Genomic DNA, 25,538 nt, shown 5'->3' with positions numbered 1-25,538 from the left:
GGTCACTGATTCATCGACTGGGCTGTAGTTATCGAAACTACTTAAGCCTCATTATAAGCTTTTTCAAGTGTAGCAACCTCAAGTTTTACCATTTCCATCATGGCATCCATTACAGCTTTTACTTTTTTCGGATTGGGATCGTTAATAAGTTCCATAAAACGTCTAGGTACGATTTGCCAAGTTATACCGAATTGATCAGTAATCCAGCCACACTGGAGTGGTTTTGCACCCGCGCTGATAAGCTTATTCCAAAATTCGTCGACCTCTTCTTGATTCCCACAGTCAACAAAAAGCGAAAAACCATTTGAAAACTCGAAATATGAACCGCCGTTGTATCCCATAAAAAATTGACCGCCGATAACGAATTCGGCTGAGGTAATTGGACCATCGTTGCCAGTGCGAGCAATGTTTTTTATTTCTGAATCAGGGAACGTTGAAGTATAGAACTCTATTGCAGTCTCAAGTTGATCATTAAACATGAGGAAGGGTGTAATTTTAGACATGAGTCGACTCCTTTTAATTTTTTTTCTAATACGTAATAATTGAATCTAATGATTTTAAGTGGCGTAATTTTACCATTCACCTCCGAAGCACCAAATTGCCGCATAACTCAAAATATACGTCATTTGGAGAAAATTAACTCCCAATCTCGACGTTTCGGACAATTCTTTAAATTTTCTCTCTATAAAATCTATATGACGATTATCTTTAATAAGCTTCCACAGTTTTACATTTCCCTGATAGACACTGCCAGGATATCAGTGGCATCGTAGGAGAAAATGACGAATATGGAAGCAAAAAGCAAGTAGAAATGATAGTAAAAATAACGTTTCAGGAAAATGTATAAAGAAGATGATTCCAATTGTCAAACATACACCGCGTAAGGAAAATCCTAAAATCATTATAATAGAAACGAGTGAGTTTATACGAAACATCATTTTAATTAAGTAATTACAAAGAAATAGGTCAGTTCTGTTATATCTTCTCCTCATTGGCGGAGATTATGAATTCTGTTTATTTTTCATGTTTCTATTTTTTTTAATTTGTAGACATATCGGTCTACTTTGCCTAGTCTTAAAAAATGTATACCAATTGGTCTACCTGATAGAGGCAATTAGTATAAGGAAGGAGTAGGTCAAATGTCAAATAACCGATTTATTACAACGGAAAAGAGAGATCATATCTTTCTAATATGTTTGAACAGGCCCGAAGAACGGAATGCGGTTAATATGGAGATGATTCATCAATTGAGCGATGCTTTTACCGAGTATGAAGATGATTCCACTTCCAGATGCGCTGTACTTTATGCAAATGGTATGCACTTTACTTTTGGTTTGGAATTGCATAGCGTTAGTAAAGCCCTGGTGGAACAAGGGGGCTTGCGCTTTGCGGCAAACAATGTAGATCCGCTGGGAGTGGGTTTTTCATCAAGGACTCGGACAAAACCTATAATATGCGCTGTCCATGGATTTTGTTTCACACTGGGAATCGAACTCATACTTGCATCCGACATTGCTATCGCAGCTGAAAAAACCAGATTTTCACAAATGGAAGTAACTAGAGGGATTTTACCTTTCGGCGGAGCAACCTTTCGATTTTTAAGAACGGCAGGATGGGGAAATTCCATGCGTTATCTTTTAACTGGAGATGATTTCGGAACCGAAGAAGCTTTGAAAATGGGAATCATACAAGAGGTCGTGCAAAAAAAAGAATTATTAAACCGTGCACTAGAGTTTGCAGGAAAAATTGCTCTTCAAGCTCCGCTTGCCGTTCAAGCAGTGATTGCAAATTCTCAAAAATACTTCATAGAAGGGCAACGGGAGGCTATAAAAGACCTGACTCCTACCGCTCTCCGGTTGATGCAAACTGAAGATGGAAAAGAAGGAGTAAATTCTTTCATTGAGAAAAGAAAACCTGTATATATAGGAAAATAAGTCTATGGTAAAAAATGATAAACCAAGAACTCCCGCTCCAAACTTATATAGGAGTGTTGCCCGAAATGAATCTTTGTTTATCGATATGATTGATATGGGTTTTATAAAACCAACCGGACTCATGGATAGAAAAGTCATTCCGCCACGAATCCGGGAAATATTGATTCTGCGTACTTGCGTTAGAACAAGAAACGAATATGAGTTCAATCTGCATATATGTACAATTTCTGAAATAATGGGACTGGCATTGCAGGAAATTGAGGATATTAAAAACGAACATCCTAATGAAAGCCTAAGCGATGATGGTATCTTTTATCAGACCGGAAATGGATCTTGGTTTGAAAAAAAAATTGTAATGGATTTAGATGAACAATGATTATAAGTAATATCATGTAAGCACGATATTACTTATAAGGCGTACGGATGGTTTGATTTCGAATATGGTCGTTCTTACATTAATGAATTTGCAGTAGCAAAAAATCTGAGGTTCTTTGAAATTGAAAAAAGTATTATTTTGGAAAATACAAAGTGCAAGATAATCAAATCTCCCTTGAGCGGGACCATCAGGATTAATACGTGAGCAGACCTTTCAAAGTGTTGGGCATTCAACAAATAGCAATCGGCGGGGAATCAAAAGAAAAACTTTCCAAGTTTTGGGTAGAAATTATGGGACTTAACAAAGTTTCGGAATACCAAAGTGAAAAAGAAAATGTGAATGAAGACATTCTTTCCATGGGTAAGGGTCCTTATAAAGTTGAAATTGACTTGATGCAACCGATCGACCCGAACAAAAGCCCCAAGGTTCATGATCCTAAACTCAATCATATCGGTCTTTGGATTGATGATCTTGCAAAAGCAGTGGAATGGCTCAGCTCTCAAGGAGTCCGTTTTACTCCCGGAGGGATCCGCAAAGGTGCGAGCGGATTTGATGTATGTTTCATCCATCCTAAGGGAAACGAAGAGTTCCCCTTATCAAGTGAAGGAGTACTTGTGGAATTGGTCCAAGCTCCCGCCGATGTGATTCAAGCCTTGGGATAGTTTTTGTTATCTTTTGAATTAAACGTCCAAACAAAATAAAGAACTAGGGCGAGTATGGTAAGTAGTACAAACTGTGTTAAATGCGCCACAGTGGCATAGACAAAGCCCTCGCCCGGATCTCTTCCTAATAGAATAAATCCCGAAATCATAGATGCATGGAAAACTCCGATTCCTGAGGGAGCGGATGGAATCGCAACACCCATAGCGCCTACGAAAATAAATAGAAGACATTCTAAAGTCGTGAAATCGATTCCGATCAATTTTCCTATGACCCAATAGTTGACAGCATAACCTAAAATCCAGGTAGGAAAACAAAACAAAAGAGGTTTGATGAGTTTGTCTCCTCTTAAAAAATCACTGAATTCTACCAAATGGTGGTCCAGTTTTGTTTCGTATAGATCCTGTTTGTTGACTAAGGAAAACAATTTTCTGAAAAGATTGCGTATAGGCTCCAAAAACAAACGTAATGCGAAGAGAGCCAATATCATAATTACGATTACGGACCCCGAGATTAAAATCAGACTTAGATTTTTCGATTCACCCAGACCTAAAAAGATAAGAGCTGCCGCTCCAATGATCACAACAGTTCCCAAATCCATTACCTTTTCTAAAAATAATTTGGAGACCAAATTGGGTAAAGGTAACCCGGAATCTTTTTTATTGATAAGTAATCTTACCACATCACCACCGCGAGCAGGTAGCACCATATTGAGTCCTACACCGGTGATGGAAGAAACATAAGCGGCTCCGAGACTGATCTTTTTATCCAGGAGAAAATACCAACGTAGTGAAAAGGGAATAAAGGACCAAAGATTGGTAAATATAAGAAGCACAAAGTATTCCCATCGAATATTTCCTTTGATCCTTTCAAATTCCTTTAGATCGAAATTTTTAAGAAGAAAAAAAATTGCGATCCCAGAAACAGTCGCACCTAAAATCCATTTTTTCATAAATCCTTTTCCTATTGTATATTAAATAATCAAATCTTGTTTTTATCCGGGCGGCCAGGTCAAATTTCTGCCACCTAACAAATGAAAATGCAGATGAAATACCGTTTGTCCGCCATCTCTTCCGCAGTTGTTTACTATTCTGTAACCTTTTTCGTTGATTCCGAATTGGAATGCGAGTTTCGGAATATGTGTGAAGATTTTAGTGATGATATCGGCATTATCTTCTCTTATTTCATTTAAGTTTGTTATATGTTTCTTTGGTATTATCAGCAGATGCAGAGGTGCCTGCGGTGTAATATCATGAAATACTAAAATATCATCATCCTGGTATTCGATTTTTGCAGGAATTTGGCCGTCTACGATTTTACAAAAAATACAACGACCGCTCATTCAAAACCTCCGGTTGCATGGGAAAAAACTAAACTAGCTGCGCCAAGACTGCCCGCCAAGTTCTTTCCCTGTTTTATTTTCAGTCTTTCGTTTAGAACCGGAAAGATCTTTTCCCTGATCCTGCGGGAAAGGTCTTCGCCGAATTGATCCCAGGATTCGGTAATTCCCCCCACAAACACTACCCCTTCCGGGTTGAGCAAGTGTACGGCATTTCGAACGGTTTCAGCAAGGCACAAAGTGCCGAAGTCCAAGATTTCTTTTGCGTCTTTGTCTCCCGCTTTTACCAACCCGAAAAAATCCGCGGCATTCGTTAGGCGGAGATTTGTTTTTTCCGCATAACGATTGGTAAATCCTCTAGTGGAAAAATAACTTTCCACACAGCCTTTTTGTCCGCAACCGCAGATTGCACCGTTTATAACCGATGTCATATGACCGATTTCTATTCCGTTTCCTTTGTATCCTGAAAACAGTTTTCCTTTTTCCACAAAACCCCCGCCGATTCCGGTTCCCAAGGTAAGTACAAGCAATGATTTGTAGGATTTTGCTTCACCGAAGCAAGATTCACCTAATGCCGCGCAGTTGGCATCGTTCTCGTAATAAACTGGTAGGGAAAATCTGTCCCGGATTGTTTTGGAAATAGGTACGTTTTTCAGTAAGGGAAAATTGGCGCTGGAGAGCAAATGTCCCGTTTCAGAGTCCAAAGGACCGGGTGAACCTATCCCGATTCCGATAATATTTTTTTTACTGAGAAGTGGGCTGATCGTATTTTGAACGATTTCTAAAAATCGGGAATTGGACAATTCTCCGTTGGTTTGTAAAACCGATTTGTCCAATTCTTCACCAAGCAGATTGAATAAGCCGGCTTTGACAGAGCCGCCTCCAATATCCACGCCGACGGCCAGGTCTTCTTTCATTTTCCTTTGATTACCCGATCGAATTTTCCCGACTTCATTTCATAGATCGTCTGTGCATCAAAGGCCAATTTCATATCATGAGTTACAAGAATGATGGATAGGTTTTTTTTGTTAAATTCGTTTAGCAGAAGTTGTACGAGATAACTGTTTTCAGGATCCAAATCTCCCGACGGTTCATCCGCCAAAAGAATCGAAGGCTCATTGATGAGTGCACGGGCGATTGCCGTTTTTTGGATCTGGCCTCCTGAGAGCTCGCGGGGAATCATATGTTGAATGGATTCCAGTTTCAAATGACCCAGGAGATAGTCGCATTTTCTTTGGTATTCGGCATTTGAGAACTTGCGGGTGAATAGTCCCGGAAGAAGTATATTTTCCCGAATGTTAAGGTTTCCCACAAGTTCTGAAAACTGGAAAACCAAACCGAAATCACGCGCTCTGATTTCCGCAAGCTCTCTTTGGTTCAGAGAACTGAGTCGGCGGTTGTCGTAGAGTATGTCTCCCTCCGTAGGAGATAACATTCCTGTCAGTAGAGAGAGAAGGGTTGTTTTTCCCGAACCGGAAGGACCGATGATGGCAACATAATCCCCTTGGTTTACGTCGAAGGATACGGATTGTACGGCAGCATCTTCAGTGTATCTTTTTACCAGATTGTGGACCCGGAGTAACATTATTTTTGTCTCCGAATGGATTTATAAGGATCTGTGAAAGTAGTAAGACCGACGGTGGGTATGGAAATCAGAAAACCGAATAGGATGAGAAAGGCAAATCCTGAAAAAAATGCCAAAGCCTCCTTACCCAAATGAGTAGGATTCAAATCGATTAAAAAATAGCTGGAAACCACGCCTAAAACCGCACTCGGTAGAAATAAACAAAAAAGAGCCAAAGTATGCAGCCAGATGCAGCCGATTCTGTTTCCACCAACGGCCATCATAACTCCGATATCCCCAATTCTATGGAGGGTATGAAAGAAAAAGAGGCTAGCAATCGAACTCAAACTTGTGTAAAAAAGAATTTGCGGACTTTGCTCAAAGGAAACGATACTAGATAGAGAGATACTTCCAAAAAGATGGAAATGAAGACGCACGGAGATAAAAAACAAAAGGAACAGCACCGATGCCACGCTACCGTAGGCAATCGAGTAGAGGCGGTCTCGGAGGAGAATCCTCCAGGCAAACGAAAAATACGAAAGTGGCGTCACGATAGAGTCATAATTGTCCTGTTGGCGATTTTTTCCAACATTAAATAGAACCAAGGGAAGTAGGCGAATTTGGCATTTTTTATCTTTGTTGGTACGGCAGTCATCCTACTTGGATTTTTGCTTAGTTTTATCATTACACAGAAAAGGGACAGCTATAGTAAGGCGCTCGGTCTTGCTGCGCTCGGAAACTATCTGGACGCCCGTGCAATGGTGCGCGAAAGATTGGAAGAAGACCATCAAAACCCATACGGCCATTTTGTGATGGCAAAAATTTATTCCATGGAAAACGATCCGTTGAATGAAGCGAAACATCTTGAAATCATAAAGAAAAATAACCGTTATACGAAAGAAATCGATGTGGTTACTGTTTCGAACCGAATCGCTGATATATATTATAATAAAGACTATTTCGAAGAGTCCTTTTTTCACTATCTTGATACTTTGCAATCGGATAGATCCAATCCGGTCGCATGTATGCGTCTGGGATTTATGGCACTCGGACAAAAAGAATTCAAAATCGCGGATCATTTCTTCTCCAGACTGCCCGAAGAAAAGATGAATTCCTCTCTCTATTTTATTGCAAAAGGTGTGATCTCCGGTGTGACCGGAGCCGGGAAAGAAAGAGGGTATTTTGAAAAAGCATATGATCTGGAAAAATCACCGGTGTCCGGATTTTTATACGCACTTTCTCTTTCTCGGGAAAACAAACACAAGGAGGCCGTAAAAATCGGAACTGCCATAGCGGACCAGATCGAAGACGAATATGTCCGTTATACGATATTTCAATTTTTGATGACGGAAGCAATCCTCCAACAGAATTTTCCGGATGCTTTGAAATATGCGCGCCTATGTATGGAGATGGCAAGGTTGAATGGTTGGACGAGTGAAACAATAGAGAGCAGTATTCATTTTTCCATGGTTTCCGTTTATATGGGTCGTTATGATGAGATTGCGGAATTTTTAATCGAAGCAGAAAGCGAAAGGATGGATGATCCGGAGGTCATTGCACTTGCCAATCTCAAATACAAATTGGAAAGAGGAGTAGGAAATCTGGATTCGCTTTCCAGTGAATATGATCTTCCCAAGGAATTAAGTCTTCTTTCTGTTAGTTTCTTTCCTAACTCGCGTTATTTTGAGTTGAGCGGGATGAGATCTTCCAAACCCTTTAATCTTAAGGGTCTTGTGGATGAAAGCGGGAAAAAACTCGCTGGTAAATTGGACATGGTGGGCAAAGACAAATTCGAAAAGTTTATCGCCATGACAGGTACTCAATTTAAAAACCAAGTGACTCGAATGATTCTGAGCATGGGGTACAGAGTCACCAAGGAGCTTGCCAATCCGGAAGGAGACGGAGTCAATTTGCTTTGTTCTTCCAAAGAAGATGTGAACCAAAGAGCTTTGTTTCGGGTTAGAAAATGGAAAGATGCAAAAGTATCCGATGTATTCATCAGAGATATGATTCAACAAATGGAAGAGGCAGGTGCAAGCAAGGGATGTATCATAGGTAACTTTGAAGTTACCGAGGGTGGAAAAAAAATGATCGCTTCCAGTGGCAATTCCATGGAAATTATTACCGGCGACAAGTTTGAAGAATTACTCGATCGTACGATGTAAATGAAATTTTTTTATATTATCATATTGATGATCGGATTTTCTTTTGTTCGGTGTACTTCGGCAAAAGAAGTTGAAAAAACACAAAAGAATAGGGTAATCTCTTCAGAAGAGTATTCGAATTGCCCTATCCCGCTGCAAATTGGAAAATTATACGGACGTTATGCGGATAAGGAAGAAGCAAAACGGATTTATATTGAAATCGCAAAACTACTTCACTCCATCTGCCTTGGCAATTTGAACGATTTGCCGGATATGATATACCCTCAGATGGGTTTGTTTGTCGATGCCAAGGCACATTGGACCCGGGAGGAAGTGATTTCCGATCTAAAGAATAAAGACGGATACTTCAATGTTTATTTTTTCGACTCGGATCGACTGGATGAAAAAAAAGGGAGTAAGGGAAATCTTACCATTCAGCAAGCACTTGTTAGTTCGGGAGGTATTTTTGTCGATTTCCATTTTGATTCGGCACTTGAATCGGAACTCCAGTTCCGATTTTCCGAAAACCCGAAAAATGTACGTTATCTGATCAACCCCATTTTCGGAAAATTCGAAGGCAAATGGATGTTGCTTCGGATGTTTTGATTTCATTTCCGCTTTCATTCGCTACTAGTAAAAACGGTTTTATTGTGAAATCACTGATGATTTGAATCAAAATCGGGCCAAAATTCATATATATCAGTCTATAAGAATAAAGATGGATTTTTTAAAAGAGGAATATGGGTTTAAAAGAAGGTGTAATCGGTGTTGTAGAAAAGGTTTTGAATTTCTCTACTGCGAAAGCGACTCGAGTCGAAGTTTTATCCGATGAGTTTCGTTTGGTGGAATGGGAGAGCCTCGGATTCAGGAAAACGGATTGGAAGCCGGGAGACAAGATTCAGATCGGATTAAGTTTGCAATTTCGTACTTATACTCCGGTTTCTTTGGACAAAAAGACCGGCAAAATGGAAATTTTAGCCTATTTCCATAACCCCGATTCTTTGGCAGGAACTTGGATTCGATCTCTGAAGGTAGGGGACAAATTTCAATACTTCGGTCCCAGAGGATCGCTTGCTTTTAACGAATGCAATTTTCCTAATATATACTTTTTCGGCGATGAAACTTCCTTTGGAGTTGCATCTAATTTAAGAAAAGCAAAACCGGAAGCCAATATTCATTTTTTCTTCGAAGTCTCCAATCCAAGTTCTGCGAAAGTAGTAATAGGTAAACTAAAGTTAGGTGATATTGGCTTGGTTCAAAAGGAGTCCGAAGATTCACATTTGAAAAAAATCATTCTTGGCTTTCAAAATAAGCAAATTGATTATAAAAATTCAAATTTCATACTTACTGGCAAAGCCCAGTCCATCCAAGTGATTTTGCCTTTTATCAAAAAAGAATCCGTTCCATCGCGCAATATCAAAGTAAAGGCCTACTGGTCTGTCGGTAAAAAAGGATTGGATTAATGCTGATTTGTCAGCGTTAGATAAAAATATCATCTATGGTTCAAAAAAAAATCTTAATCATACAGGGTCATCCTGATCAGGAAAGTTTTGGTTTTGCGTTGGCAGAATCCTATAAAAAGGGTGCTGAGAACGCGGGACATTCGGTGGAAGAGATCCGTCTTAGGGATCTAAAGTTCAATCCTATTTTAGAATACGGTTATCGGAAGAGAACGGAATTGGAGCCGGATCTATTGGATTCCCAGAAGAAAATCCTTTGGGCGGATCATATTGTTTGGATATATCCTGTTTGGTGGGGATCCGTTCCTGCGCTTTTGAAAGGATTTTTGGATCGGGTTTTGATTCCAGGTTTTGCTTTTAAAAGAAGGGAAGGTTCCGTTTGGTGGGACAAATTTCTAACAGGACGTTCTTCGAGGATCATTTCCACTATGGATCAACCGGCCTGGTATTTCTGGCTTGTCTATGGAGAACCTAGCAATCGTATGATGAAGCGAACCGTACTCGAGTTTTGCGGTATCAAACCGGTTCAGGTAACTTCCATCGGCCCGATTCGGATGTCTAAGGAAAAATTCAGAGAGAATTGGTTGGAAAAAGTAGGAGCGTTTGGTAAAAAAGGAATCTGATGGAATGAGCAAATATCCGGACAAAGGATGAATTTCTCCGGCTTGAGCCTTATTTTGTTATGACTTTTTTTACAATCTCTCCGGCTTCCAGGTCAGGAGATTCCTTACGAATCAGATCTACTTCCCGTTTTGCGGTCTTTTCATCATAGCCCAACTGAATCAATGCAAGAATCGCAAGATCATCCTGGATATGAATGGGACCGAATTCCTTTCCGGAGTCGTCTTGTAAAAAAGATTCCAATTTTTTGAGGTTTTGTTTGATCTCGAATAATATCTTTTCCGAAGTTTTGCCTTTGACTTTGGGGATTCTTTCCAAAGTTTTTCTATCGTCTGCTTGCGCAATTTGATAGAGATCGTCAGCGCGAAAGAAAGAAAGTATCTTTAGGGCAGTGAGCTCCCCGATCCCATGAAGGGACTTGATCAGTTTGAAGAGCTCCCGATCTTTATTGGTTTGGAATCCGAAAAGTTTTTGTCCACGATCGGAGATGGAATGAAAGCAGTGGATGAAGATTTCTTTTCCAATGGATTCCCTTAGCTCCAAATGCAGAGGGAAAGGGATCATCACTTCGTATCCCACACCGGATACTTCTATTAAAATAGAATCCAAATCGAGTCTGAGTAAGGTTCCTCTTAAGCTTGCAATCATGTCGGGACGTGTTCTTTAGTTTGAAATCTTACTGTCTTACCGCAAGCATATAAATGAAAAGGGGTAAAAATAGCGAACCGTTAAATGATCCAAATGGAAGCGTCCGTTCTATTTTGCCAAACTTCCTTTGCAAGCGTAGACCATTTTGTAATCTCTTGTAACGGAACCTTTGGATTTGTTTTCGATTCCAAACCGAGCTCTGCTTTTGTCTGATCCAAAACCTTGATAAAGGAAGCCGCTTTCGATTCATCACCTAACTTAATTGAGCATACTACGATCAGATAACAAACTTCGAATTCGTATGGTTTTTCAGGAAAATCGGAAAGCCTAAATATTTCTTCCAAATCTGTGACCGCTTTTTTCAGTAATTCCAAATCTTCCGTTTTGGTGTATTTGTAATTTAAACAGAATAATCTCACATAACGGTGAGCACGTTTGATCATAGAGTATGGAATTTTAACACCTAACTCTATGCTTGCCTTATGTATTGCCAGATTCACACTCAATAGAGCAGCTTCGGGCGTTCTAGGGTTAACAAAGGATTCCGCGTTGACCGAAGGGACGTTAAACTCGGATTTGATTTTTTGTGTGTTTTGTTTCCAATATTCTAAAATCCTTTTGTCCGTTTCCGTGTGTTTGTCTGTATGAGAAAGACTTCCGTGAAAATTAAAATCAGTTTTGGAAGCACCCGTATAAAAACAAATGGGGCAAACGGTAAACTGCAATTCATTGAAATCAAGACGGATGTATTTAGGATTGTCGTCGTAAACGGGAACTTCGAAAATATTATGATGAATGGGAAGAGTTTTTGCCTTTAACGTGTAGTTTTTAACTTCTTCATAACTGCAAACCGGACATTGAATGTCTTGAAGAATGACGGGGCTAGTTTGTTTTGTCTCTTCTTTCTCTACCACTTCTATCCTCCGTTGGATAATCTATCTCTTTCTTTCTCCATCATTTCTCTGGATCGAATTGTGTATTCAAGGATTAATTTTTGCTCCTTTTCGTTATAGGAAGAGAGTAGTGCTTCCGTGCTGTTGGCGAGATTTCCAAAGATCTCTCCGATCAATGAAAAGAATTTAGGATTTATTACGGGATGTACTAGTACTTTTCTTCTATCTTCAGGATCATTCTTTCTTACTGCTAAACCTTTTTTTTCCAAACGATCAATCAATGAAGTGATGGCTCCAGTGCTAAGTCCTGTTAAACGGGATAACTCTCCTGCGGTGTGCGCTCCTTTTGTGAGCAGGAAATCCAAACATTTATGATCTGTTATGTGGAGCCCTAGTTTTTCGGCTACTTTCTGGTGAAAGAGTATGGTTTCCGTGCTTAGATTTTTGGATTCCTTCAGAAAGGACGCGAGCACGAATTCTTTGGATTTTGCTGTTTTTTTTTCTTGCATATATCTTTGTGGTTAAGTATCTTTGTTATTAAGATAATTTATAATCAAGGAAATTACAGATGAATGCAACGACAGAAACTGACAAGAACGAATTTTATCATGATGGATTTGGCAAATGGTATTCTTGGGATTCACCCATAGGACTCTCTGTCGCCATGGTATCCTGCACTCTGTCTCTCGCGGGATTATTCGGAATCATTCTGGGAAGTATCCATTTTTTTAAGTCCATGTTTTAGATTTAGATTGGAAAGAAAGGGAAACTGGTAAAATTCTCCTTTTCTTTCCCCCTCTTTAAGAGAAACCTTCTTTCATGGGTTCTCTGCATTTGGCAAAAAGGTTCTTCCCGGGACTGTTTGTATCTTTATTGTTTTGTTTCGGATGTTCCGGGATAGAACAAATAGAGGCGAATGTAGAGGACGGATTTTCGGATTTGAGTTCCTACAAAATAGATGATCCGAATGTATTTCAGTTAGACGGGACTTGGGAATTTTATTGGAACGATGGTTTTGAAGATATAAAAGATAAAAATAAAATCCTTTCTGATTCATTCATCCCTGTTCCCGGTTCTTGGATAGAAAGCGGAAGATATCCGAAAGAAGGGAAGGCTGTCTACCGGTTGAATGTGATTACAAAGGCTGACTCAAACGTCCTAGCTTTGAAACTTTATGAGTTTCCAGAAAGTTACAGATTGTACGTCAATCGCAGATTGATATACGAAAATGGAAAGTATTCTATTTTCAAAGAGAATCGGCAAAGATCTCTTGTCAGACCTTTTTTGTCGTTTCCCAATGATAATGGCAAAACGGAAATCATTATCGAGGCGATTAATTTCGAAGACAAACACCCCGGACCCAGAAGACCGATCCTATTTGGTTTGGAAAAGAATATTCGCAAAGTTCAAAATTACCAATTGTTCACGGATGTATTCAGTTTGGGAATTTTATCTGTTATGGGAGTCTATCATCTTGGTTTGTTTCTCCTGAGGAGAAAAGATAAGGGAGTTTTACTTTTCGGAATATTTTGCCTTACTATGAGCTTCCGGATTTTAGTCACTGAAGAACATTATTTGCACCAATGGTTTCCTGAGATGAACGGTTTTTTCGAACAAATTTTGGATGTAAGTTCCTTTTTGGTGCTGCCTCCCATTCTGATCGGGATCTTTTCCACATTCTTCCGAAATGAAGTGGATCGCAAATATCTTCCTTACATATATTTTACCTGTTTATTTTTGTCTTTGTCTTTTCTGATTACAAGATGGGAATTCATATTTATCACTTATCTTGCGTTAGCATTTGTCATCGGTTTGTATTTGTTTTATGTTCTTTTGCGTTGTGTGAATGCAGGAAGGATCGGGTCACGCGTTTTTTTACTCGGATGGCTTGTTTTTATAGGAACTGTCGTTTGGGATCTGTTATCTTATACCAATATCATTCGAAATATTTACATAAGTCATTTGGGCTTTTTGTTTTTTATCATTTCCCAGGCTTACTTTCTTTCCATTAAATTTGATCGGGCGCTTTCCACTGCGGAAGAACTTACGGAAAAATTGGATCTGAAAGTACAGGAACGAACCAGCGAATTGAATCAGAGTTTGGAATTGATCCGTTCCGATTTGAATATGGCCAAAAAAATCCAAGAAGCTATTTTAAGAAAAAGAGAATTAAAATTGAATCGTTTGAAGGTCACGGAGGTTAGTATTCCTTTTTCGGAAATAGGCGGAGATATATATTTTGTAAGAGAGATTTCCCCCGGTTATGTTAGAACCTTTATTGCTGATGCAACAGGTCACGGAGTGCAAGCCGCATTGATTACCATGATGATCATCAGTGAGTGTGAAAAAAGGATCAATTCCTTGCAATTGCCTTCCGAAGTGTTAAAGAGTATCAATGAAAATTATACAAACAAATACAATGAATTGAATTTGTTTTTTACATGTTTTATTTTGGATTTCGATTTTACCAACCAACTGATTCATTATAGTTCCGCAGGCCATCCCATCCAGTATTTGGTGAGGGATTCCGAAATCATCTCCCTCAAAACAAAAGGCAGATTGATCGGATACCATGAATCGGAAGAGTATTCCAATTCGAGTTTGCCCATTAAAAATGCAGACAAGGTGTTTTTATTTACGGACGGATTGTATGAAGAATCTGATAAGGAAGGAGATATCTTCGGGGAATCCAGATTGAAAGACACAATTTCTAAAAATTCGTTTAAAAACTCGGAAGATATCATCGGAAAGATTTTGGAAGAAGTACAAAAATTCAGAGACGGACAAAAGAACTTAGATGATATTACGATTTTAGGACTGGATCTTTTGGAATCAAATCCTTGAAATAAAATCCGGGTGGCTTTTTTTCCGAAGGCGGTTGGAAACAATTGTCCTTATCTGTTGTTCCGATTACAGGATAGGTTTTATAGACCGATTCCCCCAAAGAAAACCGAATCGGGGTTTTGAAAATGGGTCCGTCGTATACAAACGAATGATATTCTCCGTTTTCTCCGCAAGGATCAACGTTTTCGGGAAGATCTTTTAAAAAGTCACGATCGATTTCCCTTCCTGCAAAGGAAGGATCCAGATAACTATCGTTAATACAGACCAATACCGCTTTAAACCCCAAATCTATGAATTCATTTATGAGTTCGGTGGTATTCCGTTTCCATATCGGGAATACTGCTTTCCAGCCCATTGTCGCCAATTGATCTTCCCTGTATTTTTTTAAGTCTTCTAAAAATATATCTCCGAAGATCGAGTGAGTAATCCCTTTCTCCGACCAGTCTTGAATCTTTGAACCAAGAATGGATTCATATTCGCTCATGCTAGGATGTTCCGGTAGCAATACTTGGTCCAAGGGAATGCCTATACTTGTCGCCTGTTCTTCAAGCAGGGACCCTCTCACTCCGTGCATACTGATTCTATCTACGGAATGGTTCATAGAAGTAAGTAGGCTTTCGATATCATACTCTTTGTTTTTTAAAACATAATAAAGAGCGAGGGAGGAATCCTTTCCTCCGCTCCAATTGAAAATCGCTTTGGGTTTCATTTGCAAATTATAGTTTGTCAGCTTCCGTTTGGTGTTTTGCGTGCTTCTAGAGTCACCGCTTCCTTTAGGAATAGTTTTTCCAGTTCGGAGATGGCAAAGATTTGGGTCGTAAGAAATAGAATGGATAAAAGGAATATTCTTTTCATAGTTCTCTCCTGGTACGTCAGAGTGTTCCTTTTATAACTTCTTACAATCACAAAACTAAAAAAAGATACTGTAAAGTATATCCATCTTCAGATACTGAGGATCCAGACTTCTTGTTATGTAGCCGGGATCATCGGCCTTAACTCCCATAGACATTCCCGGTTTATGTTGCTCCGGGTCTTTCCGCTGGTATCCTGTAATCAAAATATGCGCAAGTGAAACCAGATAAACCGTCCCTACGATTGTAAGCGATGTTTGCAGTGCGAACTGTCTTTCTCTTACATCCTCCGCATTATGCGTGTTTACGAGTGTCCCCGCATAATAGGGTATATAGATTGCATCTGGGTCCATCAAACGAAATGCAGTCACTGTGTTTGATCGAATGCGAAAATGATCTCTGGAAGATTGATAAAGATCCTGCTGGTCCAATGCAACGAGGGATGTACCTAAAAAAGCGAATAAATAAGCGGATCCTGTTTTTGTATCTTTTGCGTACAAATGTCCCCAACCTGGGATAAGGGCTTGCCTCCAAAATAAAGACCATATAGTAGGCGGAGTATAATCCGATTTTGATGTTTTATCCTTCGTGTTTGTTGTGTCTTGGTTCGAAGAGGTCTCGTCTGTCGAAGTATCCTCCTCGGAATTGACAATCGAAGAAGATTGAATCGGAATTTCCACGGGTGTCGATTTCGGGTTTTCCAAAACCAATTTGTAATCCTTGTTTTTATTTAACTTGGAAGATTCTACTTTGACTATGCTTGTTTTGTGGTCGGACGTTGTTTCCAATTCCACCGGAATTTTTTTACCATCTTGGATGATATAGGCTTTCGTTCCCTCGTAAAAATTATCACCGGATACTGTGAGTATGTCTTTGCCGCCTTCTCTTTTTGCAAGCGTCGACTGCGAACGAATGATAGGTGAACTGACCTGACGCACGATCAATTCTTTCCAAGAAGAAAACTTTGCGATTTTTTTGAATTTATTGAATACTCCGATTCTGTATGTATAAGTTCCTATTCCCAATAGAAAACTAGCGGAAGGTTCCGTGGTTTCTTTTGTCAGAACTTTCCCTTGTGTATCTTTGACTTCGATGCTATAACCGGATGCATTTTCAATCGGTTTCCATTGGATGGTATGATTCGTTTCCCCGAGTAAGCCGACGTGTAGGGAAAAAAACAAAACCGGATATAGATATTTTGATAAATTATTCTTCATACTGAACGTCGGGGGATAATACCTCGACTTCCTCCAATATGGCATCCAGTTCTACTTTGAATGTGGATGCGTTTTCTCCTGGCTTCTGTGAAACGGCGGAAGTGATTGTCCACCGGAACTCTCCTTCGTCTAACAGATCTAATTTTTTAAAATCAAACTGAGTGTTTTTGGAAATAACGGAGTAAATTTCCTTTTTGCCATTGAACAATCTGAATCTGTATTCTTTGATTCCCGGAACGGGACTCCAACGAAATCGAATCGAATTGGATTTGGTCATGTTCAGTGTTTGTCCCTCGGAAGGAAAAATCAATTTCAGATCAGGGATTTCCTTTGTTTCATCGGACATGGATTCGTCGGAGTCTAAACCTTTAGAACTTATCAAAGGAGAAGTCACTGTTAGTTTCTGCGGATTGCTTGAGATGAGTACTGAGTTGTCCGTATTTAATAAAACGACCCTCCATACATATTCTCCTTCGTCCAAATCTTTTACGGTAAGTTTGTTCTGAGCGGAGGAATAGGATTTTAGGATTTTGGAAAAACTACTGTCTGCAGAAATTTGCAACTGGTAGTTTCCTATATAAGAAAGTTTTTCCCAGCTAAATGGGATTCCGGAAAAATAGACATCCTTTACCGAAAAGGAAACTGCATCTTTCGGAGAATGTAATTTGATGGCTCCCAAAGTTTTGATTTCAAAAGAACGAACGGAGGAAGATTCTCCCGAGGATCCGTCGGTGTTTTTTAAAGATACCTTCCAATGATAAGTTCCTGCCGGCAGTTTTTCTTTTATGTCTAAAAAATTCCCGTCGACCGGTTTTTGTAAAAGAACCGATTCGAATTTAGGGGATTGGGATAAAAGAAATTCAGAGGAAGAAGACGTGGCGGACCAATTGAATCTGATTCCTTTTCTTTCAGCTAACACCAAATCAATGTTTGATCCTGCTTGGGGATTGAAGAGAGTAGGGGGTTTTGGTTTGTCCGCTTCCGAAATATTGAAAGAAAATACGGAAGAAGTAAGAGTTGTCCCTGACGGATCTGTTGAGACGACTCTCCAAAAGTATTTACCTTTTCCCAAAGGAAGGGAAATGGAATTTACCATTGTGGTGGTGGATTGGATTAATTTTCCAAAATCTTTTGTATCTGAAATTTCCAATTTGTAATTGGAAGATAGTTCGCTTTTTGTCCATAACAGATTCAAATAGACTGTTTCTTCTGTAGCTCCTATCTTTTGTCCGTTGGAAGGAGATACTAAATCAACGGATTTAGTTTTGTAAATAGTGAATTTGCGAACAGAACTTATTTCATCTTCCGATTTCAATCTCCAATAATAAACTCCCTCTTTTAGTGACTTTTTGAAATAGGAGCCTCGGATCTTCTCAGAAACGATATTTCCCGTAAAGCTGTTGTTTTGCGAGATTTCTATTCTGGCATTTTTATAATTCGGATTCGATTGAAATTCGAAATTTACAGTTTGAAGATTTTCCTGAGTATAAAAGCGCGCTAAATCATTGGGAGAAACCGGTTTTAACTCCTGTTTTTTAATTTCCAGTTTCCCATCGTTACCCTGCAGGGTTGCTTTTTCATCCGTACCGATTTTTTGGGATTCTTTTCCAAGGGAAGCGATTTCAGCTTCTCCTTTTTCTACTGATACGGAAAGATTTTTGCCTTCTTCTTTGGAAAGTTTCACATCTCCGTTTCCAACGGAAACGGATGTTTCTCCGGTTTTGATTTGTATCTTTGAATCTCCGTTACCTGCATTTTGTGCGGAAAGAGATCCGTATGCAAAGTCAATATTGGCTTTGTCCTCATCCAAGTTGAGAAGGATCATGCTGTTTTCGTTTAACTGAATTTTGGTGCCGTCGTTCAAAGTGATTTCGGCATCGGCAGCAGTGGCCGTTCGGATGGAGTCTTTGTTACGCAAAGGGAAATGTTGTTCCATGTCTTCCCATACGACCCTACTTGCATACTTTCTCTGAACGGTTCTTTGTTTGAATGTAATCGTACCGATGATTTTTGCATTGCCTGCATCCAATCGTTTGTTCATTTCATAATATAATAATCCCGATAATAGGAATAAAATTCCTATTAGCAAGACGATCATCCATTTTTCAAAACGAGAGTATGCCATAGTCTTATTTATGAGTTCTTGTAAAAACCCCATCCCATCCTTTTTCGGGAGGATTTGCCATATACTCTTCGCATCTTTCGATGAGCATGAGTGCCGCTTTGTCTTTTTTTCCTTTGGTTTTGATCGCCTTATTCAGTTTGGTGATCGCTTTGGTGAAATCCTTTTTGAGATAGAGTTTGAACCCCGCCTCATATTCCTTTGCACTTTCTGCGATTGATTCCTTTACATCATTTTGAAAGGCGATCAATTCGTAGAGTTTTACAGGTTCGTTTTTTCCTTTTACACGAACCAGATCCAATTCTCTTGTGAAAAATTCATCCTGGATTTGGGTCTTTGTCGTTTCGCTGATAAGTATATTGACACCGTAGTCTTTTCCGGCAGCTTCCAATCGGGCTGCCAGGTTGACCGTGTCGCCCATCATGGTATAAGAGGCAAGTGCGTCGGTTCCCATGAAACCGACCTTAGCCGGTCCCGTATTGAGTCCTATTCGTGCATCCATTTCGCGGGCTTCCGAAGTGTATAGATTGTTTTTGGTCCAATAATCTCTGAGATCGGCAAGTTTACGAACCATTTCAATGGATGCTTTTGCCGCCTTACTCGAGTGATTCGAAACATCCACAGGTGCGTTCCAGATTCCGACGATCGCATCCCCGATGTATTTGTCCAAAACTCCGTCGTTCTCCTTGAGGATAATGGTCATTGCGGAAAGATATTCATTGAGTAAAGCTGCCAGATCTTCGGATTTCAATTGTTCGCTGATTGTGGAAAATCCGGCTACATCGGAAAAGAAAGCGGTTATGTTTTTTTCACTTCCCCGTTTCAATGCAGCCATATCGATCATAGCTTCTTGAACAACCGTCGGATCGATCATGGATCCTAAAATCGATTTTACTTTTTCCCTTTCTTCCAGCCCGTGCGCCATTCCCGTAAATGAACTGGTAAGGATTCCCACTTCGTCTCTGGTAGCAGGTTTGATTTCCACATGGAAGTTTCCACTTTCGATTTGTTTTGTGGCACTCACCAATCGTATGATAGGTGAGCTAATTGTTTTGGAAAAGAAAAATACTATGATTACGGAAAGGTTGAGAATGATAAGCAGTATGTAAATATTTCTTCTTTGGATAATATATACCTGTTCGAATGCGTCGCTTTCTTTGGCTGTGGATATGATCCCGAGGCCGGCAAGTCCCATTTTTTTAAAAGAGCCGAGATAGGAAATATTGTCTTTGTCCGTGTACTTGTTCTGTCCGTTGTCAAGCTTACTTCCCATAAGACTTTTGACGATAGGAGAATCGATCAGGTTTTTGGAAGCAAGTACCATCTCCCGATCGGGATGGGCCAGGAGATCCCCTTTTTCATTGATAAGGAAAGTAGTCGTGATACCTGCCGTTTGGAAGGCCTTCATAAATTCGATCGCGTCCACATAGACGAGTACAAGTGAATTTCCCTTATTGGTCTGAAAGGGAATACTAATACCGAGGATGGGACTTAAAAACCCGGAACTTACATTTTGTACGACTGTGGCCCCCGATCCTGCACGTAAAAATTCTTTGGCGAATGAGGAATTGACAATCTCAATGGTTTCCAGGGAGATATTGTTTTCGTTCAGATATTTTTCATTATAGATTTTGGTTTTGATTTTTAGACTTTCCCCTTCTATGTCTGCAACCGCCATATAGATAAAATCCTGGTTGTTTTTAAAAAACAAATCAACGAAAACACCTGTTTGCGGTTTGCTCAAATTCTGTTCCAGGATCGTCGCCATGTTATGAATTTTATAAGCGATGGAATAGAATTCGTTCTCCACCTTTTGTCCGATAATGCTTGCTAGTTGAAGATTGTTTTCCTGGATTCTTCTTTCCGAATCGTCTTTGAAAAATCCGGAAGCCAAAAAAATCATGGAAGACAATCCGAATATGATAATAATGGAAATCATTGAAATCAGTTTTAATCGGATGGTCCAAGCGGAAGGTTTGAATTGATTTTCTGACATGGGTGCTTTTGCTTCCTTTAATCGCAGCTCACTGTAGATGGCACTGGGATTCTATATTTGGTGGATAGGTAACAACGGATTTTATTCCGGTCGGATACGCTCAAGGATGTGTTGTAATAAATGATTTCGGATATCTGTCCGCTTGGAAAATATAGAGGGCTGCCGCTATTTTGGTTGTACCCGATCGTATAATACTGCGGTGCGGCAAATGCCGCCAAACCGACTAGGCCGCTTGTAAATGAACCAGTTTGATTGTAAAAACTCGCAATTGACAAAGATCCTGTGACTATCGTTTCGCCTATATAATTTGTGCTAGTTGTAAATCCGCTGCTGCCAATCGAACCAACACCGCAATTTGAAAAAAAGAACTGATTTGAAGTATCGTAGTATAGTTCTTGTCCGCCGGCACAAGCAGCATTGCCCGGATGAAAATTGGCTATTTCACTCGCAGCGTTTGTGCTTGGCGTTTGGAACAGATAAAAGATACTCGCATCGGCTCCTCCCGTCAAGTTATTTCCGTTGCTTGTAAAGTATGCGCTTGTTGCAAATTGTACGGAAGGTTGTCCTCCGATGCCGGAAGTCAGGTAATTCAATGTTCCTGCGGAAGCAGTTGTATTGGCTCCTCTCGGACCGGAGTCGTTCCAAATCGTACTAGTGAAAGATCCTCCGCTAAGTCCCGAGTCTCCTCCTAAACTACCAGCTTGCAGATATAAGGAGAGTGTATGTGTCGTATTTGTTGCTATGTCTACGGCGCCTGTCACTTGAAAAGGATGAAATCCCGCCAGATGTCGGATTTGCGCATCCGAAAGTGCTACTTCATAAATACGGGCATCGTCGATTTCCCCAGTGAAAGGTGCTGAACCGATCGGATTCGGCTGGTTGCCGATAGAAATATAACTGTTGCTAGTGGTAGGTGCGTTTGGGGTCACGGAAGGGGACGGTGAGTCATTGTCTTTGACTTTGATTCCGTTCCAGAAAATATCCCAATCTCCGTTGTTTCCTCTGAAGGCAACATGAGTCCATATGTTTTTTGAAACCTTCCCCGTGCTGCATGCCAATTGTATCCCGCCTAAGATTCCGCAGACTTCCCCGGTTGATCCTAAAAAGAGAGTATATCCCGTAATGCTGGAATGTCCGTTGTTCAGGATCACATTCTCGGAGTTAATCGTGGTCGGTTTGATCCATGCGGTGAGGGTCACTGTTGCTGTCTGAGTCGTAGGTAAAGTTGTAATGGTTTGGTTGTAGTAATGACCGCCGGAAGTAAACCTGTCAGCGCTGCTTGCGATCCCGAAACGATCGACTGCAGCTGCTGTAGTTCCGAATGCCTGTATATCGAAATCAAATCCGCTGGTGTCCAATCCGGAAGCGTTCAGATTGTATCTTGCGCGAAGTCCGGTTGGAATCTGTGCGGAAAGATATCCTATCTGGATATTGCCGAGAGATGCGTTGTAAACTCTCACTCCGTCGATTTTTCCCGGAAAATAATCGCTTGTTCCTATTCTTCTTCCGATTCTGAGTTCACCACCTAGCGTAGTATTTGCGATTGCGATTGTGCCCGATCCGACGGAAGTTCCGTTTACGAAAATATCTCCGGTCGTTCCTGAAAACCGGGAACAAAGATGGATCCAGGTATTGAGAGGAAGTGTAACTGTTTGGCTGAGAGCAGGTGTTCCGAATGTCGTTAGGGAAAGTATCGTGTTACTTCCGTTATGTGTGTAAACAAGTTCCGTTCCTTGCCCAGTGTTTTGCGTCCCGTAACTAATTACAGGATAAATGTCGGCGGTTGAGGCAGGTTGTTTGTTCAGACTGATCCACGAACATAAGGTTCTTGCCGTTGCACCCGAAGGAAGTCCGGTATCCATTGCTGTCAGGTATTGGCTGGTTCCGTCAAGTCTCGGGGCACCGCTTGCATCCGCATCGGCCCCTGTTACGAAACTTGCTCCTCCAGAGTTGGTCAGGTTTACCGCCTGACTTCCAGAATCGGTTAAGGAGCCCGACCCAAAATCATATCTGCGAAGAAGTCCTCCCGTATTGAAACCTGCGGAAGAAAGATAACTTGCGGTAGAGTATGCCATGGATTGTCCGTTCGTATCTGTCACAGCATTCAATACTTTGATTTTATAACCTGTTCCATACCATAAGGTTGTGCCGGAAACATCCAAATCGACTCTTGTCGTCAAAACACTGTTTGTTGCTGTGGTAATGGGAACACAACTTACAAAATCATTCATGGAAACCTGGAAATTTCCCTGGCAGATTTTTGTCCCTCCGTTGAAGGTGAGCCCGCTGGCAATGCTTTTGTTGAAATGTACACTGATCGTTGTTGGTGATCCTGTGTTAGTTGCTGATTCGCCCGGGCTGGTAAAGGTAACGATAGGTGTGCAGGAAAGAGTTGCTGCCACTTCGATATTTGCGACCGATCCCGAAGCGGAACCGGAAGTATAAACGCAAGCCTGGTTGGTAGGAAGCGTAGGGATGGTTAAATTGTAATTTCCGCCTGCAGGAACCGGAAAAGAATATACTCCGTTTCCGGAAATCGTTCTGGAATTGTTTTGGACGGTATCCGTGATTGTAAAACCGGATGCATATCCTTGTACGGTAAGGATTACACTCGGGGAATTGATACAATTGACCGTAACAGTCACTGATCCGTTTGTAATCGTTCCCGAGCCCGCAACCGCCGTACAGTATTTAGACGGACCTGCAGGAGGTGCAGTCACGCTCGGGTTGCTGATTACGAATATATTGTAACTATTGCCACTGGAAACCGTACCCACAGACTGAACTAGTCCTGAATTTGCAGGTGGGATCGTGAGAGAAGGGGTCGCGGAATTCAACCCTAAAACCAAGTTGCCCACGTCCGTCGGATCATAGCCGGATATTTGGACATTCACATTATAAATATTTGGTGTACATGTAATGTCAACCCCGCTTGCATTTGCAGCACTGATTGTCCCTGCTGCGGAACTGACAGTGCATGTCTGCCAAACACTGGGACCTGAGGGCTGAACACTCGGAGAGACCGTATAACTCGTTCCATGCGGCAGGCTGAATGCATAACTTGTACTTCCTGCGGGAATATTTTGGGTCAATCCTCCTGCCGTCAAAGTCAAACCGCTTCCCAGTAACCCTGTGATCGTTCCGGTTAAAGTATAATTAAAAGGAGCACAGTTGATTTGAACGATCGCGTCTCCTCCTCCTACAGTGCCTGTTCCGCCTACGGGAGTGCAGGTATGAATTGTAGGGCCCGCCGAGACGGTTACCGTATAAGCGGATCCGCTGGGAAGAGTGGCAAGGATGGAAAGCGCGCTGGCAGAGGCAGCGGCGTAATTACCTATGGCTGTGATATCTACAATCGAATTTGCACTTTCCCTTACATCCACCGTACCAGTATAAGGTGCTGCTAGTCCTGTTACGTATGCTTTCACATTATAGGTGTTAGTTGTACACTGGAAGTTGATCGTAATTTTGCCGGGAAGGGGCGGTACTACGGTTCCTCCGTTCGCACTTGTTGCAACACATGTTTGCCAAACACTGATGGGTTGATTTCCTACGGTTACATTGTAACTTGCGCCATTGGAAAGCGGTACTGAAAATGCAGCGGTTCCATTTCCACTTACGGAAAGGGAGTTACCTCCATTGTTTAAAAAACTAAGCCCGGTTCCCGAAAGTCCGGATACGCTGACTTCAATCAGGGCTGCATCTGCACAAGTTACTGAAATTGTAATCGCATCTGCGGCTCCGAATGTGCCTGTGTCTCCCGCAATGACGCAAGTTTGGCCGCCATCGGAACCTACAGGGTAAGAGTTTATGGTTACTTGGTAGGTCTCTCCTTCTTTGAATTGTTTTTTGAACTGGAAAGTACCATTTGCATCGATGGACAGAATCTCATCCGCATTTTGTAATTTTAGTCCGGTAAGGTTTGTAAGTCCGGAAGCATTTCCCCCGAGCAGGTAAGATTTGGATTTCCCAAATCCGAAAAGAGAGGCAAGAAAATCCAAATCCTTGGCCGCAGACCAGTTAAATGCGGAAGCACACCCGATTTGGGTGCAAAAAGCTAGAAAAACGAGAAGGTGTGTCTTCTTCATAGCAGGGTTTTTATTAGTAAATTCATGTAGATCCGCTTGGGCAATCAGAAAATCTGGAGATTTTCTTGCTCTTTTTTACTTATCCCCGAGCTTTCCCAAAGAACCAATGTCAAAAACCATTCTGATCATAGAAGATGAACCGGGCATTTTGGAAACCATTCGGATTGCTCTGGAAGCGGAAGGTTTCTTTTGTATTTCTTCAATGACAGGTAGAGAAGGAATTTCTCTTTTGAATCAAAATCCGGATTTGATTCTTTTGGATGTCGGTCTTCCCGATCAGTCTGGTTTCGAGGTTCTGAAAGAGATTCGGATCCGATTCGATATCCCTGTGATTTTACTTACCGCAAGAAATGCGGAAATCGACAAGATCGTAGGTCTTGAGTTAGGTGCTGATGATTATGTTGTGAAACCTTTTAGTCCGAGGGAATTGACTTCCAGGATTCGTGCGGTCTTGCGAAGGTCTCTTCCGAAAAAGAGAAAGGCGGAGGATTCCCTGTTTCGTTCGGATGAGAAAAAAAAGATCATCTATTATTCGGACAAGTCCCTTCCTCTTTCTCCCTATGAATACAAGACCTTGGTTTTGTTTTTGAACCATCCGGGCAGGATATTCACCAGAGAAGAAATCATGGACATTGTTTGGACGGAACCTGAAGATAGTTTCGATCGGGCTGTGGATACTGTGATCAAAAACATTCGATCCCGTTTGAAAGAAGTTCGATCCGATCTGGACCCGATTGAAACCAGAAGGGGACAGGGTTACGGCTTAAAGGAAAATCTATGA

The 25,538-nt window shown here is 40.9% G+C and carries 24 protein-coding genes and 1 pseudogene; 10 read left to right on the top strand and 15 right to left on the bottom strand.

Annotation, left to right across the window (positions count from 1 at the left end; genetic code table 11):
- Positions 1-41: 41 nt before the first annotated feature.
- Positions 42-503, bottom strand: coding sequence for a VOC family protein (locus EHS11_RS03890; protein ID WP_135763107.1), 462 nt, complete (start codon positions 501-503; stop codon positions 42-44).
- Positions 504-1,139: 636 nt separating this feature from the next.
- Here EHS11_RS03890 and EHS11_RS03885 point away from each other — a divergent pair.
- The 3 genes from EHS11_RS03885 to EHS11_RS03875 all read left to right on the top strand — a co-directional run bounded on the left by EHS11_RS03885 (position 1,140) and on the right by EHS11_RS03875 (position 2,972).
- The gene (locus EHS11_RS03885; RefSeq protein WP_135763106.1) at positions 1,140-1,934 is read left to right on the top strand and encodes a crotonase/enoyl-CoA hydratase family protein; all 795 of its coding nucleotides are present in this window, start codon (positions 1,140-1,142) and stop codon (positions 1,932-1,934) included.
- 4 nt (positions 1,935-1,938) lie between these two features.
- On the top strand, positions 1,939-2,310 hold the full coding sequence (locus tag EHS11_RS03880) for a hypothetical protein (protein WP_135763105.1): 372 nt from the start codon (positions 1,939-1,941) through the stop codon (positions 2,308-2,310).
- 200 nt (positions 2,311-2,510) lie between these two features.
- Positions 2,511-2,972: a VOC family protein gene (locus EHS11_RS03875; RefSeq protein WP_135763104.1), complete on the top strand. Its 462-nt coding sequence runs from the start codon at positions 2,511-2,513 to the stop codon at positions 2,970-2,972.
- Here the strand turns inward: EHS11_RS03875 and EHS11_RS03870 are convergent.
- The 5 genes from EHS11_RS03870 to EHS11_RS20080 are packed head-to-tail and all read right to left on the bottom strand — an operon-like array spanning position 2,957 to position 6,157.
- Positions 2,957-3,922: a lysylphosphatidylglycerol synthase transmembrane domain-containing protein gene (locus EHS11_RS03870; RefSeq protein WP_135763103.1), complete on the bottom strand. Its 966-nt coding sequence runs from the start codon at positions 3,920-3,922 to the stop codon at positions 2,957-2,959. The genes EHS11_RS03875 and EHS11_RS03870 overlap by 16 nt on opposite strands.
- Positions 3,923-3,964: 42 nt before the next feature.
- Positions 3,965-4,312: a histidine triad nucleotide-binding protein gene (locus EHS11_RS03865; RefSeq protein ID WP_135763102.1), complete on the bottom strand. Its 348-nt coding sequence runs from the start codon at positions 4,310-4,312 to the stop codon at positions 3,965-3,967.
- Complete coding sequence (locus tag EHS11_RS03860) at positions 4,309-5,226, bottom strand: ROK family protein (RefSeq protein ID WP_135763101.1); 918 nt, start codon at positions 5,224-5,226, stop codon at positions 4,309-4,311. Before EHS11_RS03860 ends, EHS11_RS03865 begins: the two co-directional genes overlap by 4 nt.
- Positions 5,223-5,894 carry an ABC transporter ATP-binding protein gene (locus EHS11_RS03855; protein WP_135763100.1) on the bottom strand — a complete coding sequence of 224 codons (672 nt, stop codon included), beginning with the start codon at positions 5,892-5,894 and terminating at the stop codon, positions 5,223-5,225. The genes EHS11_RS03860 and EHS11_RS03855 overlap by 4 nt, the downstream gene beginning before the upstream one ends.
- Positions 5,894-6,157 carry a hypothetical protein gene (locus EHS11_RS20080; protein WP_246047578.1) on the bottom strand — a complete coding sequence of 88 codons (264 nt, stop codon included), beginning with the start codon at positions 6,155-6,157 and terminating at the stop codon, positions 5,894-5,896. Before EHS11_RS20080 ends, EHS11_RS03855 begins: the two co-directional genes overlap by 1 nt.
- 336 nt (positions 6,158-6,493) lie before the next feature.
- On the opposite strand from EHS11_RS20080, the gene EHS11_RS03845 reads away from it, so the two are divergent.
- The 4 genes from EHS11_RS03845 to EHS11_RS03830 all read left to right on the top strand — a co-directional run bounded on the left by EHS11_RS03845 (position 6,494) and on the right by EHS11_RS03830 (position 10,100).
- Positions 6,494-8,038, top strand: a complete 1,545-nt coding sequence (locus EHS11_RS03845) for a restriction endonuclease (RefSeq protein WP_135763098.1) — start codon at positions 6,494-6,496, stop codon at positions 8,036-8,038.
- Entirely contained in the window at positions 8,039-8,623 is a 585-nt protein-coding gene (locus EHS11_RS03840; protein ID WP_135763097.1) for a hypothetical protein, read from the top strand.
- 134 nt (positions 8,624-8,757) lie between these two features.
- Positions 8,758-9,480 (top strand): siderophore-interacting protein, encoded by a 723-nt coding sequence (locus EHS11_RS03835; protein WP_135763096.1) that lies wholly within the window; start codon positions 8,758-8,760, stop codon positions 9,478-9,480.
- A gap of 35 nt (positions 9,481-9,515) precedes the next feature.
- Complete coding sequence (locus EHS11_RS03830) at positions 9,516-10,100, top strand: NAD(P)H-dependent oxidoreductase (protein ID WP_135763095.1); 585 nt, start codon at positions 9,516-9,518, stop codon at positions 10,098-10,100.
- Between the two features lie 49 nt (positions 10,101-10,149).
- On the opposite strand, the gene ruvA is transcribed toward EHS11_RS03830, so the two are convergent.
- The 3 genes from ruvA to EHS11_RS03815 all read right to left on the bottom strand — a co-directional run bounded on the left by ruvA (position 10,150) and on the right by EHS11_RS03815 (position 12,148).
- Entirely contained in the window at positions 10,150-10,746 is a 597-nt protein-coding gene (ruvA, locus tag EHS11_RS03825) for a Holliday junction branch migration protein RuvA (protein WP_135763094.1), read from the bottom strand.
- 80 nt (positions 10,747-10,826) lie between these two features.
- A complete protein-coding gene (locus EHS11_RS03820; protein WP_167884343.1) occupies positions 10,827-11,660 on the bottom strand; it encodes a DUF2225 domain-containing protein in 834 nt (277 codons plus the stop codon).
- A gap of 2 nt (positions 11,661-11,662) precedes the next feature.
- Complete coding sequence (locus EHS11_RS03815) at positions 11,663-12,148, bottom strand: MarR family winged helix-turn-helix transcriptional regulator (RefSeq protein WP_135763092.1); 486 nt, start codon at positions 12,146-12,148, stop codon at positions 11,663-11,665.
- A gap of 59 nt (positions 12,149-12,207) precedes the next feature.
- Here EHS11_RS03815 and EHS11_RS19760 point away from each other — a divergent pair, with 59 nt between their 5' ends.
- On the top strand, positions 12,208-12,384 hold the full coding sequence (locus EHS11_RS19760; RefSeq protein ID WP_167884342.1) for a hypothetical protein: 177 nt from the start codon (positions 12,208-12,210) through the stop codon (positions 12,382-12,384).
- Between the two features lie 74 nt (positions 12,385-12,458).
- Positions 12,459-14,483 carry a PP2C family protein-serine/threonine phosphatase gene (locus EHS11_RS03810; RefSeq protein ID WP_135763091.1) on the top strand — a complete coding sequence of 675 codons (2,025 nt, stop codon included), beginning with the start codon at positions 12,459-12,461 and terminating at the stop codon, positions 14,481-14,483.
- Here EHS11_RS03810 and EHS11_RS03805 read toward each other — a convergent pair.
- The 6 genes and pseudogenes from EHS11_RS03805 to EHS11_RS03785 all read right to left on the bottom strand — a co-directional run bounded on the left by EHS11_RS03805 (position 14,443) and on the right by EHS11_RS03785 (position 24,757).
- Positions 14,443-15,192, bottom strand: a complete 750-nt coding sequence (locus tag EHS11_RS03805; protein WP_135763090.1) for a Dph6-related ATP pyrophosphatase — start codon at positions 15,190-15,192, stop codon at positions 14,443-14,445. The two genes, EHS11_RS03810 and EHS11_RS03805, sit on opposite strands and share 41 nt — an antisense overlap.
- A 17-nt stretch (positions 15,193-15,209) precedes the next feature.
- The gene (locus EHS11_RS20285; RefSeq protein WP_281282553.1) at positions 15,210-15,338 is read right to left on the bottom strand and encodes a hypothetical protein; all 129 of its coding nucleotides are present in this window, start codon (positions 15,336-15,338) and stop codon (positions 15,210-15,212) included.
- A gap of 55 nt (positions 15,339-15,393) precedes the next feature.
- Positions 15,394-16,551 carry a hypothetical protein gene (locus EHS11_RS03800; RefSeq protein ID WP_135763089.1) on the bottom strand — a complete coding sequence of 386 codons (1,158 nt, stop codon included), beginning with the start codon at positions 16,549-16,551 and terminating at the stop codon, positions 15,394-15,396.
- On the bottom strand, positions 16,541-18,676 hold the full coding sequence (locus EHS11_RS03795; RefSeq protein WP_167884341.1) for a FecR family protein: 2,136 nt from the start codon (positions 18,674-18,676) through the stop codon (positions 16,541-16,543). The genes EHS11_RS03800 and EHS11_RS03795 overlap by 11 nt, the downstream gene beginning before the upstream one ends.
- Before the next feature lie 4 nt (positions 18,677-18,680).
- A pseudogene (locus EHS11_RS20460) lies at positions 18,681-19,829 on the bottom strand (adenylate/guanylate cyclase domain-containing protein); the annotation flags it as partial.
- A gap of 857 nt (positions 19,830-20,686) precedes the next feature.
- Positions 20,687-24,757 (bottom strand): LamG domain-containing protein, encoded by a 4,071-nt coding sequence (locus tag EHS11_RS03785; protein WP_135763086.1) that lies wholly within the window; start codon positions 24,755-24,757, stop codon positions 20,687-20,689.
- A 106-nt stretch (positions 24,758-24,863) separates the two neighbouring features.
- Between EHS11_RS03785 and EHS11_RS03780 the strand changes: the two genes are divergently transcribed.
- Positions 24,864-25,538 carry a response regulator gene (locus EHS11_RS03780; protein WP_135763085.1) on the top strand — a complete coding sequence of 225 codons (675 nt, stop codon included), beginning with the start codon at positions 24,864-24,866 and terminating at the stop codon, positions 25,536-25,538.

The sequence above is a fragment of the Leptospira ilyithenensis genome, from assembly GCF_004771005.1.
Taxonomy (GTDB): domain Bacteria; phylum Spirochaetota; class Leptospiria; order Leptospirales; family Leptospiraceae; genus Leptospira_A; species Leptospira_A ilyithenensis.
Note: the sequence above shows the minus strand (reverse complement) of the source record. Positions and strands in the feature narration are given on the sequence as shown.

Bases quoted from the DNA above. Each gene is read 5' to 3' on its own strand.
- ruvA (WP_135763094.1), bottom strand. From the start codon at position 10,746: ATGATTGCAAGCTTAAGAGGAACCTTACTCAGACTCGATTTGGATTCT.
- EHS11_RS19760 (WP_167884342.1), top strand. From the start codon at position 12,208: ATGAATGCAACGACAGAAACTGACAAGAACGAATTTTATCATGATGGA.
- EHS11_RS03780 (WP_135763085.1), top strand. From the start codon at position 24,864: ATGTCAAAAACCATTCTGATCATAGAAGATGAACCGGGCATTTTGGAA.
- EHS11_RS03795 (WP_167884341.1), bottom strand. From the start codon at position 18,676: ATGGCATACTCTCGTTTTGAAAAATGGATGATCGTCTTGCTAATAGGA.
- EHS11_RS03855 (WP_135763100.1), bottom strand. From the start codon at position 5,894: ATGTTACTCCGGGTCCACAATCTGGTAAAAAGATACACTGAAGATGCT.
- EHS11_RS03885 (WP_135763106.1), top strand. From the start codon at position 1,140: ATGTCAAATAACCGATTTATTACAACGGAAAAGAGAGATCATATCTTT.
- EHS11_RS03815 (WP_135763092.1), bottom strand. From the start codon at position 12,148: ATGCAAGAAAAAAAAACAGCAAAATCCAAAGAATTCGTGCTCGCGTCC.
- EHS11_RS03830 (WP_135763095.1), top strand. From the start codon at position 9,516: ATGGTTCAAAAAAAAATCTTAATCATACAGGGTCATCCTGATCAGGAA.
- EHS11_RS20080 (WP_246047578.1), bottom strand. From the start codon at position 6,157: ATGATGGCCGTTGGTGGAAACAGAATCGGCTGCATCTGGCTGCATACT.
- EHS11_RS20285 (WP_281282553.1), bottom strand. From the start codon at position 15,338: ATGAAAAGAATATTCCTTTTATCCATTCTATTTCTTACGACCCAAATC.
- EHS11_RS03840 (WP_135763097.1), top strand. From the start codon at position 8,039: ATGAAATTTTTTTATATTATCATATTGATGATCGGATTTTCTTTTGTT.
- EHS11_RS03785 (WP_135763086.1), bottom strand. From the start codon at position 24,757: ATGAAGAAGACACACCTTCTCGTTTTTCTAGCTTTTTGCACCCAAATC.
- EHS11_RS03810 (WP_135763091.1), top strand. From the start codon at position 12,459: ATGGGTTCTCTGCATTTGGCAAAAAGGTTCTTCCCGGGACTGTTTGTA.
- EHS11_RS03865 (WP_135763102.1), bottom strand. From the start codon at position 4,312: ATGAGCGGTCGTTGTATTTTTTGTAAAATCGTAGACGGCCAAATTCCT.
- EHS11_RS03800 (WP_135763089.1), bottom strand. From the start codon at position 16,551: ATGAAGAATAATTTATCAAAATATCTATATCCGGTTTTGTTTTTTTCC.
- EHS11_RS03860 (WP_135763101.1), bottom strand. From the start codon at position 5,226: ATGAAAGAAGACCTGGCCGTCGGCGTGGATATTGGAGGCGGCTCTGTC.
- EHS11_RS03835 (WP_135763096.1), top strand. From the start codon at position 8,758: ATGGGTTTAAAAGAAGGTGTAATCGGTGTTGTAGAAAAGGTTTTGAAT.
- EHS11_RS03870 (WP_135763103.1), bottom strand. From the start codon at position 3,922: ATGAAAAAATGGATTTTAGGTGCGACTGTTTCTGGGATCGCAATTTTT.
- EHS11_RS03805 (WP_135763090.1), bottom strand. From the start codon at position 15,192: ATGAAACCCAAAGCGATTTTCAATTGGAGCGGAGGAAAGGATTCCTCC.
- EHS11_RS03890 (WP_135763107.1), bottom strand. From the start codon at position 503: ATGTCTAAAATTACACCCTTCCTCATGTTTAATGATCAACTTGAGACT.
- EHS11_RS03880 (WP_135763105.1), top strand. From the start codon at position 1,939: ATGGTAAAAAATGATAAACCAAGAACTCCCGCTCCAAACTTATATAGG.